Consider the following 12,894-nt stretch of genomic DNA (forward strand, 5'->3'; position numbering starts at 1 on the left):
CTCGGGCTGTTGCGAGCACAGCTTGCCATGCCGGGAGGGCGCGCGGCGTCAGCGATGGCTCCGGGACGCTCAGCCGGACAGCGGTTGTTCGGCCCAGATGGTCTTGCCGGCGGAGGTGTGGCGGCTGCCCCAGCGCTCGGCCACCTGCGCCACGAGCAGCAGTCCGCGTCCGCCCTCGTCGAAGACCCTGGCCCGTCGCAGGTGAGGCGCGGTGCTGCTGGAGTCGGAGACCTCGCAGATCAGTACGTCGGCTCGGATCAGTCGTAGCTCGATGGGCTCGCTGCCGTAGCGGATGGCGTTGGTGACCAGTTCGCTGACGATCAGCTCGGTGGAGAAGTCGAGTTCGGCCAGGCCCCAGGCGGTCAGCTGTTCGCTCGCCATGCGGCGGGCGCCGGACACGGCGGCGGGGTCGGCGGGCAGCTGCCAGGTGCGGACCCGGTCCGTCCCGAGTCCGGAGGTGCGGGCCAGCAGCAGGACGATGTCGTCGGCCGGCGGGTCGGGCCGTACCTTGCGCATCACCTCGTCGCAGGTTTCCTCCAGGTCGGCAGCCGGGCGGCGCAACGCCTCGGTGAGCAGCTCCAGTCCTACGTCGAGGTCGCGACCGGGGGTCTCGATCAGGCCGTCGGTGTAGAAGGCGAGAACGCTTCCCTCGCTCATGTCGATCCGGGCGGCCTCGAAGGGCAGTCCGCCCAGGCCGAGCGGTGGCCCGGCGGGCAGGTCCAGGAGCTGTACGGTGCCGTCGGCTGTGACCAGGACGGGTGGCGGGTGTCCGGCCCGGGCCAGATCGCAGACTCCGGCCACGGGGTCGTAGACGGCGTAGAGGCAGGTGGCACCGACCTCTCCCGAGGCTCCGTCGGTGTCGCGTCGCGCGTCGGGGCCTTCCTCCCGGTCGAGCCGGATGACCAGGTCGTCCAGCCGGGTGAGCAGCTCGTCGGGCGCGAAGTCGGCGTCCGCGAGGGTCCGTACCGCGGTGCGCAGGCGGCCCATCGTCGCAGACGCGTGCACGCCGTGGCCCACGACGTCGCCGACCACCAGCGCGACCCGCCCGCCGGACAGCGCGATGACGTCGAACCAGTCGCCGCCGATCTCCTCCCCTGAACCAGCGGGAAAGTACCGGTAGGCGAGGTCCATGGCCTCGGCACGGGGCAGCCTCGCGGGCAGCAGGCTGCGCTGGAGGGCGAGCGCCGTGCGGCGTTCGCGGGTGTAGCGGCGGGCGTTGTCGATGCTCACCGCGGCCCGGGCGGCGATCTCCTCGGCGAGCAGCAGATCGTCCTCGCCGAACGTGTCCGCCGTCCGGTGCCGCAGGAGGTGCATCACGCCCAGGGTGATGCCCCGTGCGCGCAGCGGCACCATCATCACCGAGTGCATTTTGAACCGGCGCATGCTCTCGGCGCGGGCCGGGGAGGCCGTCGTCCACTCGCGCAGCTTCGAGTCGCTCGCACGGTAGTAGGCGCCCTGTCCGGTGATGAGGGCCTGCGCCGGTGGTGTTCCGGGCGGGTAGAAATCGACGTCGCCCGCCCGGACCGCGGATTCCGGGCAACCGGAGAGCACCGACCGCTGTGCGGTCCGGCGGCACTGCACCGGTGCGTCAGGCGGTATCGGCTGGGGCTCGTGGCCCTGGACGACCGACTCCAGCAGGTCGACGGTGACGAAGTCGGCGAACCCGTCCACCGCCACCTCGGCCAGCTCTTCCGCTGTCCGGGTCACGTCCAGGGTGCTGCCGATGCGGGTACCGGCGTCGTTCAGCACCGCCAGACGGCGTCGGGCCCAGTACTGCCCGGTGATGTCGATCACCACGGCCGACACCCCGAGCACCTCGCCCGCCCGGTCCTTGAGGGGGGAGAGATAGACCGACCAGGCGTGATCGCGGACCTCGCCGGAGGCCCGGAACGGCTGCTCCTCACGGAAAATCAGCTTGCCGGTGCGCACGACCTGGCGCTGGAGGCGGTCGATCTCATCCAGGGGCGGGGCGGGGTAGATCTCCCACAGGGTCAGGCCCCTCATCTCCTCCTGTGTGAGTCCCATGGCCCGGCTCATCACCTGGTTGCAGGCCACGAACCGGGCCTCGCGGTCGTAGACGGCCACGGGCAGGGGGAGCTGGGCGAGCGTGAGGTCCCACAGTTCGGCCGTCTCCGCGTCGGCCGGCGCGGCGGGGTACGTCATCGCCGCCGGGGCGACGACCCAAGGGGTTCCGGCGGCGGAGTGCGCCAGCGGCAAGCCCCGCAGCTGCACCTTGACGCGGTCTCCGTCTCGTTTGTGCAGTGCCAGATCGCTCGTCCACGGTTCCCCCGCGGCCAGGCGGCGGCGCATCGCGAACGGCAGCTTCGCGGCGAGCAGGGAGGCGGCGGGACGGCCGACGACCTCCTCGGCCTCATACCCGAGCAGTCTGCTCGCTCCTGCGCTCCAGGCCATGACGGCCCCGCGGGCGTCGATGACGACGGCGAAGTCCTCGGGCGTCCCCGAGTCCCTCGCCGCTGCGCTCGTGTCGGGTTCCTGGTCCATGGGCGGTGTCCGGCATCGTTCCTCTCGCGCCGCAGCACGAACAGCGCCGCGGCTCGGCGCTACGTCACCGATGACGGGCACTGACTCCAGCATCCCGCCAAGACACCCCCTGCTCAACCCGCTCGACGCGGGCGGCGGACCGGTCGGGGAAGAACATCACCCCGATGCTGTGCGTGGCGACGGCGCTGAGGTGCGTGCGCGTCTTCGCGGCCAACCTCCCCTGCGGGTCTGATCCCGGTGTCGTGACGTGCCGTCAAGTGGCCCGCCCTCGTGCCGGTTTCGCGTCGGCCCCTGCCGTCTCGACCGTGTGCTTCCGACCCATTGTGTTGCTCCTTGCGCGGCTCTACTGTTCGACTTTGCCTGAGTCTGTTTGATGCTGATTGCTCAGGCGGTATGGAGGCCGCAGTGCGGAGTAATCGAATCGGTTCAAGAGCTGCGAGACCCGGCCGCGGCCGGTGGTGGAGGACGGTCCTCGCGACGACCGCGACCATCGCCCTGGCCGCGGGCATGACCGCGCCCGCCGTGGCGCAGGACAGGGGCGGAAAGACCTCCGCCACCTCGGCCGGCAGCCCGCAGGCACACACCGTGAGTCTTGACGGCTACTCGTTCCTCGTCGACGGAAAGCGCACCTACCTGTGGTCCGGCGAGTTCCACTACTTCCGGCTCCCGAGCCCGGACCTGTGGCGCGACATCTTCCAGAAGATGAAGGCCGCCGGCTTCAACTCCACCTCGCTGTACTTCGACTGGGGCTACCACTCCCCCAAGCCGGGTGTGTACGACTTCAGCGGAGTGCGTGACGTCGACAAGCTGCTCGACATGGCCCAGGAGGCCGGGCTCTACGTCATCGCGCGCCCGGCGCCGTACATCAACGCGGAGGTCGACAGCGGCGGCCTGCCCGGCTGGCTGACCACCAAGGCCGGGAACAACCGCAGCGACGACCCGCGGTTCCTGAAGTACGCGGACGAATGGCTGACGCAGATCGACCGGATCATCGCCCGCCACCAGTTGACCAACGGCACCGGCTCGGTCATCGCCTACCAGGTCGAGAACGAGTACTACAACGGCTCCGCCGCCGGCCGCTCCTACATGCAGCACCTGGAGGACAAGGCCCGCGCCGACGGCATCACCGTGCCGCTGACCGGCAACAACAACGGCACCTTCAACTCCGGTACCGGCGCCCTGGACGTCGACGGGCCGGACTCCTACCCGCAGGGCTTCGACTGCTCCAACCCCACGAAGTGGAACGGCGTACCCGACATCAGCTACGACCACCCGGCCGGCAAGCCGCTGTACTCCCCGGAGTTCCAGGGCGGCGCCTTCGACCCCTGGGGCGGGCCGGGCTACGACAAGTGCGCCCAGCTGATCAACGACCAGTTCGCCAACGTGTTCTACAAGCAGAACATCGCCGTCGGGGCCACCGCGCAGAGCTTCTACATGACCTACGGCGGCACCAACTGGGGCTGGCTGGGCATGCCGGAGAACTACACGTCGTACGACTACGGAGCGGCGATCCGTGAGACCCGCCAGCTCGACCCGAAGTACGACGAGGACAAGCTGATCGGGTACTTCACCCAGTCGGTCGCGCCGCTGACCAAGACCGAGGCGATCAGGACCACGCCGCCGGACGACTCCGCGGTCGTCGACACCGCCCGGATGAACGCCGACACCAAGACGCAGTTCCATGTGCTGCGGCACGGGAACTCCACGTCCACTGCGGTCGACAAGACCCACATCTCGCTGGACTTCAACGCCCAGCCGGCCGCGGACACCACCTACACCTGGGACGACCCCGACTCCGCGCTGCAGTACACCGGTTCGTGGTCGCACGTCGCCAACCAGAGCTACACCGGGGGCGACTACAAGCACACCGAGTCGTTCTCCAACAAGGCCGGCGACTCCCTCACCGTCCCCTTCGACGGCACCGCGATCCGCTGGATCGGGTCGAAGACCAACAACCACGGCTACGCCGACGTCTACCTCGACGGCACCAAGGTGGCGACGGTCGACGACTCCGGCGGCGAGAACCAGGCCGTGATCTTCCAGAAGACCGGTCTGCCGGCCGGATCGCACACCCTGAAGATCGTCGTCTCCGGCAGCCACAGCTCGGCCTCCACCGACAACTACGTGGCCATCGACGCCATCGACGTACCGACGGGCACCGCCGCCGCTCAGCCGACCTACCCGGTCGTGCCCCAGCAGCCGGGCACCGCGATCACGCTCGACGGCCGCGACTCCCACGTGATCGTCGCCAACTACCAGCTCGGACACGCACAGTTGCAGTACTCCACCTCCGAGATCATGACCACTGCGGCCATCGGCGACCGCGACGTCGCCGTGCTCTACGGCGACCCGGGCAGCGACGGAGAGACCGTGCTGCGCTACTCCTCCAGGCCCACCGTGACCACCAGCGGCGGCACGGCCACCACCACCTGGGACGAGGCCACCGGTGACCTGCGCCTGAACTACACCCACAAGGGCCTGATCCGCATCAGCGTCAGCGGCGGCGGAAAGCCCCCGCTGCTCCTGCTCGTCGGCGACAAGGCCACGGCCAGGACGTTCTGGCGCCAGGACACGGCGAACGGACCGGTACTCGTCCGCGGCACCCATCTGCTGCGCACCGCGACCAGCCTCGGCGGCGGCCGCACCGTGGCGTTGACCGGCGACAACGCCGACGACAAGAACATCGAGGTGTTCACCTCCGCCACCCACGTCACCTGGAACGGCAGGGAGCTGAAGACCCGGGCCGGCGACACCGGAAGCCTGACCGGGAAGATCCCGGTGGCCGCCGCGGTACACCTGCCGAACCTGACGAACTGGAAGCACGCCGAGGAATCCCCCGAAGCGGCCGCCGCCTTCGACGACTCCAGCTGGCAGGTGGCCGACAAGACCACCACCAACAGCGTCTCCGGCGTCAACGCGCTGCCCGTCCTCTACGCCGACGACTACGGCTTCCACACCGGCAACACCTGGTACCGCGGCCGCTTCCACGCCTCCGGCAAGGAAACCGGCATCCACCTGGTGTCGGACTCAGGCGGCGGCGCGCAGGCATTCTCCGCCTGGCTGAACGGCACCTTCCTGGGCAGCTCCACCACCGGCAGCGCCGACTTCACCTTCCCGGACGGTTCGGTGAGGTCCAAGGGCGACAACGTCCTCTCCGTGCTCACCGTGAACATGGGACACGAGGAGGACTACAACTCCACCAACGGCAACAAGACCGCACGCGGCCTGACCAGCGCCTCCCTCGTCGGCGCACCCCTGACCTCCGTCACCTGGCGGCTGCAGGGCGTACGCGGCGGCGAGGACCTGCAGGACACGGTGCGCGGACCGCTCTCGACGGGCGGCCTGTACGGCGAGCGGGCCGGCTGGTCCCTGCCGGGCTACCCGGACAAGAACTGGGACCGGGTCTCCCTGCCGACCACCGACACCCGTCCGGGTGTCTCCTGGTACCGGACCGACGTCGGCCTCGACCTGCCGCACGGCCAGGACACCTCGCTCGGGCTGACGTTCACCGACGACCCGTCGCGCAAGTACCGTGCGACGATCTTCGTGAACGGCTGGCAGGTCGGCAACTACGTCAACTACCTCGGCCCGCAGCACACCTTCCCCGTACCCGACGGAATCCTGAATCCCAACGGCCGCAACAGCATCGCCATCGCCGTGTGGAACCTGGACGGCAGCACCGGCGGGCTGGGCAAGGTGTCACTGACCAATTACGGCAGCTACGCCTCGTCCCTGCGCGTCGCGCAGAACGACAGCCCGCGCTACGACGCCCGTACGTACGCGATGCCCAAGCGTCCGGGAGCGGACGTGACCCTGAACGTGCCCGACACCGCTCAGCCGGCCCAGGCCTTCACGGCCGAGGCGACGGTGCGGGTACCGAAGGACCGGTCGTCCGCGTCCGAGCTGACGGGCTCGCTCGCCGCGCCCGACGGCTGGAGTGTCAGCGCCACGAGCCCCACGTCCGTCAAGCGGGTACCACCCGGCGGCTCGGCCACCTTCACCTGGAAGGTCCAGCCGCCGACCGGGACGCTGCCGTCCGCCTCGGCGATCACGGCGACGGTGCGCTACCGGCAGAACGGACGCCAGGCCGTCGGCAGTGACGAGCGGATCGTCGGCGGAATCCCGCCCGCTCCGCCGTCCGGCAAGAGCGCGGTGAGCGACCTGACGTTCCTGTCGTCCACCAACGGCTGGGGTCCGGTGGAACGCGACAGCAGCGTCGGCGAGCAGGCGGCCGGCGACGGCCGACCGATCACCATCGCAGGAGTCGGCTACACCAAGGGTCTGGGCACCAACTCGGTCAGCGACGTCCAGCTCTATCTCGCCGGCACCTGCTCACGGTTCACGGCGGATGTCGGGGTCGACGACGAGACCGGCGGTGCGGGAACGGTGACGTTCTCCGTGATCGCCGACGGCAAGACGCTGGTGACCACGCCGACGATCCGCGGCAAACAGGCCGCGGTGCCCATCGACGTCGACGTCAGCGGAGCCCAGGTGATCGACCTCCGGGTCGGTGACGCCGGCGACGGAAACGGCAACGACCACGGCGACTGGGCGATGCCGACCCTGACCTGCGACTAGCGCGCAGCCGCTTCCCGGGCCCGTGCCCGGGAAGCGGCTGTCCGGCCGGTGCGCGACGGCACGACCGGATGCGGCACGTCAGATCGAAGGCGCCGCCAGGCTGTCGTCGGAATGCCCCAGTCGGCCGGTCACCGTCGCGAGGGCCCGGCCCAGCGGGAGCCCGATTCGAGCGACGGCATACCGGTCACCCCGCGTCACGTCGCGGTTGATGATCAGCACCGGTTTCCCCGCCTCCGCGGCCTGACGCACGAACCGGAATCCCGACATCACCGTCAGCGAGGAACCCAGGACGAGCAGGGTGTCCGCGGCGCGGACCAGCTCCCTGCACTGCTCGACCCGCTGCCGCGCCACGGCCTCGCCGAAGAACACCACGTCCGGTTTGAGGATGCCGCCGCAGCGCACGCAGGGCACTACGCGGAAGTCCCCGACCTGGTCGTCGCTGAGGTCGGCGTCACCGTCCGGGTTGATGCCCGCGGCCACCGGCGCGAAGTCCGGATTGGCCTCCGCCAGCCGAGCGGCCAGTTCACGTCGGGGGCTGAGGGCGCCACAGTCCAGGCACACCACCCGCTCCAGGCTTCCGTGGAGTTCCACCACGCCCTGGCTTCCCGCGGCCTGGTGCAATCCGTCCACGTTCTGGGTGATCACTCCCGACAACAGCCCCTGCCGCCCGAACTCGGCGACCGCACGGTGCCCCGCGTTGGGACGGGCCCGTCCGAAGGCGCGCCAGCCGAGGTGACTGCGCGCCCAGTAGCGGCGCCGCGCCTGGGCGCTGCCGGTGAAGTCCTGGTACAGCATCGGCGTGTGCCGGCTCAGACTCCCGCCCTCACCGCGGTAGTCGGGGATGCCGGACTCCGTGGACATGCCCGCACCGCTGAGCACCAGCACACCGCCGGCTCGCAGGGCGTCGACGACCGGCCGCAGATCCGTCGTACTCGGCGGAAGGTCCTCGGAGGGAGTCCAACTCAAGGTGGGGCGCATGCGCATAGCGCCAGGGTACGGAACCCGGGCCGACCATCCGCGGCCGAGCACACCCGCCGCCCCGTGCCGAGTCGCCGGAACGAGCGCCGGTTCATCCGCCGGCCATGTCCTCGGCCTCCCAGCGCAACAGGTCACCCGGCTGGCACTCGAGCACTTCGCAGAGCGCGGCCAGCGTCGTGAAGCGCACGGCCCTGGCGCGGCCGTTCTTGAGGACCGCCAGATTGGCGGGTGAGATGCCCACGCGGTCCGCGAGCTCGCCCACGGACATCTTCCGCTTGGCCAGCATCACGTCGATGTCGACGGCGATCGGCATCAGATCACCTCGTCCAACTCGGCCTGCATCTGCGCCGCCTCCACGTCGCGCGCGACGGCCTGGGCGAGCAGCATCCGCAGCACAAGCACGATGAGCGCGACGCCGAGGATGGCCACGCCGATGCCGCCCATGATGAGGGTGACGCCCGGGTCGTCGCGCTGTCCGGGCGCGTTGATGGCCGTGACCGTGAACCACACGAGGGCTGCCGCCACGATCGCGCCGATCACGCCGTCCACGTACCGGAAGGCGGCATGGGAGAACACGGTGCCGCGTCGCACCATCGTCACCAACCGCCCGACGCAGACCACGGCGACCTGGACCGCCACCATGCCCACGATCGTGGCGACGCGAAACGCGGTCAGCGGGAGCGTTCCGTCTTCCGGATCGCTCCCGCTCACCAGCACCCATGCCATCAACGCCTGGATGAACAGCGTCCCGACAAACACGATCATGAGCACCGCACGCAACGCGGCCACTGTCAGCTTTCCCACGACCTGTCCTCCCATCGAATCACGATGGGAATCTATCGAATATCGATAGGTTGAGCAAGGGCGGGATGGGGCGCATGTCGCGTTCCCGGTCAGCGGTCCGGATTCCGCTCGGCGTCGCGCCTCGTCCGCAGGGTGGCGGTGCCGGCACATGCGGCAGATGCCAGGGCGAGGCCGAGGACCGCCGGGTTGAGACAGCCGGGGACCGTGGTGGCGGCATAGGTGCCGCCACCGGTGGTCTCGCAGACGAACTGCAGGGGCGCGTAGCTGACGGTGTAGTCGACCACGTGCAGGGCCCGCTCCCCTTGGCCCGGCGTCCGGCAGGGCCGCAGCGGAGAGGAATCGGTACCGCCGTCCTCCGCGTCCAGGACGGCCAACGCCACCAGGAGCAGGCCGAAGGTGTACAGAGCTACGGCACCCGCCGCCAGGAGAGCGGCGACGCTGCGCATCCACAGCCGACGGTCGGCGCGACGCGGGCCGACCCGGCCGAGTGCGCCGAAGCCGTAACCCGCGAGTCCGAAGCCGAGAATCAGTCCAGCCGGGAGGAGGAGCAACAGCGCGAACACCATACGCCGACCTCATCAGGACGAGATCGGTGTGGCTGTGGCTCGGCCCACATCTTCTGCCACAACAGCGTCACAGCTGTACCAGGCCCGGACGTCCTCACACGCGGGATCTCAGTACGTCGACCTCGCAACCGGGCGCGAAGGCGTCGAAACCATGCTGGAGAAGCCAGCGGATGGCCAGCAGGCTTCGTAACGACCACCATGCGCGGATCACGTCGAGGTCGACGTCGGTGCCGTAGCCGGCAATGAGGTCGTCCAGGTGCTCCTCGTGTCCGAGCGTGAAGGTGGCGAGGTCGTACAGGGCATCGCCCCGGCCCGCCTCGGACCAGTCGATGATGCCCGTGACCGCGTCGCCATCCACGAAGACGTGCGCGATCTGCAGATCGCCGTGCGTGAACGCCGGAGTCCACGGCCGGAGCGCGGCCTCGGCAACCCGGCGATTGCGGGTGACCAGGTCCGCGGGCAGGACGCCGTGCGTCACGAGCCACTCGCACTCGTCGTCCAGCTCCGCCACCAGCGCGGCGACGCTCCGGCCGGCCCGGCCGAGCCTGGGCGGCAGTGGCGCATCGTGCACCTTCCGGATGGCGGCGCCCGCCGCGGCCCATGCCGTCGGAGTCCCGGTCGACGGCCCGCCGAGCCGTCCGAGCGTCGTCCCTGTCAGCGCGGCGAGCGCGAGCACGGGCGGCTTGCGCCACAGGACTCGCGGAGTTGGCACCGGCACGAGGGACATCGCCTCGACCTCGACGTCCATGCGCGCCTGATCGGCGTCCACCTTCAGAAACACATCGCCGACGCGCAGGGTCGCACGCTCGGAATGGGCGACGACGACCTCGACCTCATCCATGGGCGACCAGTATCCCGGGGATGATCGACGCCGTCGCCGGATTTCTCACGTGCGGTGACGGGGCCGGGGGCGCATGGCTGTGGTTACGGCGTCCCGGTGATCGGCGACGTACTCCCTGACCACACTCAGGAAAGTCGGATCAGGCCGTAGTCCCAGGGCTGCAGCGCGCCGGGAGTCGAAGACGGCGGGCCACGAGCCGACGATGGCTTCGATGGCCGGATCGGGTGCCAGGCTCACCAGGTCCGCCACGTCTCCCCCGGCCACCTCGCGCAGCGCGGCGAGGATCTCGGCCACGGAGACGGTCAGCGCGGGCAGGTTGACGGGCAGCACGCCAGCCAGCTGGCCGGGACCGGTGCCGCGTTCGGCCCCGGCGACATGCGTCAGCGCCTGGATGGTGCGGCGCGGGGAGGCAACCGCCACGCGCAGGGCCGGGTCGACGGGACAGACCGTCGGCCGGGCCGCGAGTGGCTCGCGGATGAGGGCGGAGATGAAGCCGGAAGCGGCCGCGTTGGGGGCACCCGGGCGGACCGCCACCGTCATCAGCCGTGCGACTCGGCCGTCGAGCAGGCCGCGCCGGGTCATGTCGGTGATCAGGTGCTCGCACATCAGTTTCTGCGTGCCGTAGCTCGACTGTGGCAGCGGAAGCGTGGTTTCGCTGACCACCGCGGGCAGCGGCAGATCAGGACTGGAGCCGTAGACGGCGATGCTGCTGGCGAACACCAGCCGAACGACCGGGCCGCCCGCCGCCGCCTGCGCGCGGGCCGCGTCGAGAACGGCCCGGGTGGCGTCCACGTTGGCGTGCAGGCCCAGCTCGAAGTCCGCCTCGCAAGCCGCGGACACCGCGGCGGCGAGGTGGAAGACCACATCGACGGGCTGGTCGAACAGTTCCTGACAGCACGCGGCCAGGTCGCCGCGGACCACCTCCACCAGCGAGTCGGCCACCAGCGCGCTGTTGGACTGCGTCACCTGGTCGGCCAGTACCAGCCGGTCGATCGGCGCACCCCCCAGCTCCCGCGTCCACACCAGACGCTCAGCCAGCATGCCGCCCAAGAACCCGGACGCACCCGTGACGACCACCCGCACCGGTCCCGCCTCCTCTCCGCACCAGGTCTCGCGTCCACACTGCCCCATCGTGGACCGGCTCAGACCCTTCGAACGCACCGGCCGGTGAGGCTCTCCTACCGGGTCGAAGCGTGCTCCATGGCCTGGTCGAGGTGCGTGATGACGGCCGCTACGTCATCGCTTTCGGTCCGCCGGATCAGCTCGAGCGCCGGCCGGACCAGACCGCCCGGCCGCGCGATGAGCCGTGCCAGTACGGCCGCCCGGATGTCGAGCCGCTCGATGGTGGCCTCGCGTTCCTGGTCGTTCTGCCCGGCCAGCAGTACGGCGTTGTACCACGCCTCCTCGCGCGACTGGCGGATGCTGAAGTCGAGGATCCGCTCGTCGGTGCGGCCTCCGACCTTGTCCAGCAACGACATGAAGGGCGACAGGGCGTCGACCGAGTCCTGCACGGCCAGCACCACCCGCCCGAGGATGTCGTTGATCAGCAGGAAGTCGTGCCGCAGATCGTGGATGTCCTGGCCGGGGCTCGTGCGCGCGGCGGCGACGGCCAGGTCGAGGTTGATGTGCGCGTTCACGCCGAGTACGAGGTGCTGGACGATGATGGTGTCGTCGTCCTTGAGCAGCCCGAACGCCTCGCGCCAGCAACGCGGCCCGCTCTGGTCCCGGCGCCAGGCGTCGTACGCCTCGAAGTAGCGGTTGCCGAAATGCGTGTCGAAGCGGTCCATGCGGGCACCGTCCTCGAACTGCCCGGCGTGGATGGCTGAACGGACCTCAACGGTCACCTGCCGGTACAGCGCCGCGAAGTAACCGATCCGGTCGCCGGCGCGGCCCGCGTCCCGGACGATGTCGGCAAGTCCGTTCACGACATCGTCGATGTTCTCCGCCGCCATGCTCAACCCCCGTCTGCTGTCCCCTGGTTCGGCAAACCTGTCGTACCACGGCACACCCCGGTCGGCCCCTGCCCTGCAGGCAACGAGACGAGAACTCTTGGGCTGCAAAGGGCCGTTGGCGTGCAGGACGTCGCCGACGCCGTCAGGGCTGTTCGGCGTACCAGGTCAGGTCGTCAGGCATGGTGGGCAGATACCTGTTGCGGTCCGCCAGGAGAACCGGGTCCCGGTCGTCGAGGTTCACGTCGAGAACTCGGTGGGCGGCCCTGCGCCACCGCTCGAAGGTCTCCGGGGACGCCGTCGCGAGCCGGTGGACGTCGGTCACCCGCAGCCGACCGCCCACACCCGCTGGCCGCACGCGGCGCAGTGCGTCACTCGACAGCAGGTGCAGCGCCTGGCTCAGCGGCACCTGGTCGCAGCGCGACACATCCGCTTCGGCGCTTGCCGTGTAGAGGGCCAGGGCCACGAGGACGACGGTCATGTGCGCGTCGAGGGCGTTGCCGCCCGCGGGCGGGTACAGCCACTCGTAGACGTCTCCGTCGGTCGGCACCGCCCAGACGCACAGTCGCCGTGCCCAGTGGAGGCAGTCGATGAGCGGTGCGATGCCGGTCGTGGTCACCACCCGGCCCTCCCAGCGCAGTTGACGCTCGGGCGCGTCGGGCGGGGGCGGGTGGAG

The 12,894-nt window shown here is 70.1% G+C and carries 10 protein-coding genes; 1 reads left to right on the forward strand and 9 read right to left on the reverse strand.

Translation table 11 applies throughout. The features are described 5' to 3' along the window. Positions 1 to 69: 69 nt before the first annotated feature. A complete protein-coding gene (locus GRC12_RS04835) occupies positions 70 to 2,502 on the reverse strand; it encodes a SpoIIE family protein phosphatase (RefSeq protein ID WP_208777642.1) in 2,433 nt (810 codons plus the stop codon). Between the two features lie 507 nt (positions 2,503 to 3,009). On the opposite strand from GRC12_RS04835, the gene GRC12_RS04840 reads away from it, so the two are divergent. Continuing rightward, positions 3,010 to 7,080: a beta-galactosidase gene (locus GRC12_RS04840; RefSeq protein WP_244372025.1), complete on the forward strand. Its 4,071-nt coding sequence runs from the start codon at positions 3,010 to 3,012 to the stop codon at positions 7,078 to 7,080. Between the two features lie 78 nt (positions 7,081 to 7,158). On the opposite strand, the gene GRC12_RS04845 is transcribed toward GRC12_RS04840, so the two are convergent. The 8 genes from GRC12_RS04845 to GRC12_RS04880 form a co-directional block, all read right to left on the reverse strand. Then, positions 7,159 to 8,064 carry an NAD-dependent protein deacetylase gene (locus GRC12_RS04845; protein WP_208777647.1) on the reverse strand — a complete coding sequence of 302 codons (906 nt, stop codon included), beginning with the start codon at positions 8,062 to 8,064 and terminating at the stop codon, positions 7,159 to 7,161. Positions 8,065 to 8,149: 85 nt separating this feature from the next. Then, a complete protein-coding gene (locus GRC12_RS04850; RefSeq protein ID WP_133042457.1) occupies positions 8,150 to 8,371 on the reverse strand; it encodes a helix-turn-helix domain-containing protein in 222 nt (73 codons plus the stop codon). Next, on the reverse strand, positions 8,371 to 8,862 hold the full coding sequence (locus tag GRC12_RS04855; RefSeq protein WP_208777669.1) for a DUF2975 domain-containing protein: 492 nt from the start codon (positions 8,860 to 8,862) through the stop codon (positions 8,371 to 8,373). The genes GRC12_RS04850 and GRC12_RS04855 overlap by 1 nt, the downstream gene beginning before the upstream one ends. 89 nt (positions 8,863 to 8,951) lie before the next feature. After that, positions 8,952 to 9,428 (reverse strand): hypothetical protein, encoded by a 477-nt coding sequence (locus tag GRC12_RS04860; protein WP_208777648.1) that lies wholly within the window; start codon positions 9,426 to 9,428, stop codon positions 8,952 to 8,954. A 94-nt stretch (positions 9,429 to 9,522) separates the two neighbouring features. Continuing rightward, a complete protein-coding gene (locus tag GRC12_RS04865) occupies positions 9,523 to 10,269 on the reverse strand; it encodes a phosphotransferase family protein (protein ID WP_208777650.1) in 747 nt (248 codons plus the stop codon). A gap of 45 nt (positions 10,270 to 10,314) precedes the next feature. Continuing rightward, positions 10,315 to 11,352: a D-erythronate dehydrogenase gene (gene denD / locus GRC12_RS04870; RefSeq protein ID WP_208777652.1), complete on the reverse strand. Its 1,038-nt coding sequence runs from the start codon at positions 11,350 to 11,352 to the stop codon at positions 10,315 to 10,317. Between the two features lie 95 nt (positions 11,353 to 11,447). Next, a complete protein-coding gene (locus GRC12_RS04875) occupies positions 11,448 to 12,221 on the reverse strand; it encodes a DUF5995 family protein (RefSeq protein WP_208777655.1) in 774 nt (257 codons plus the stop codon). A 142-nt stretch (positions 12,222 to 12,363) separates the two neighbouring features. Continuing rightward, positions 12,364 to 12,894: hypothetical protein (locus GRC12_RS04880; RefSeq protein WP_208777657.1), on the reverse strand; the 531-nt coding region annotated here is incomplete at its 5' end.

Origin of the sequence: Streptomyces griseorubiginosus (assembly GCF_017614965.1) — a bacterium.
Lineage (GTDB): Bacteria > Actinomycetota > Actinomycetes > Streptomycetales > Streptomycetaceae > Streptomyces > Streptomyces griseorubiginosus_B.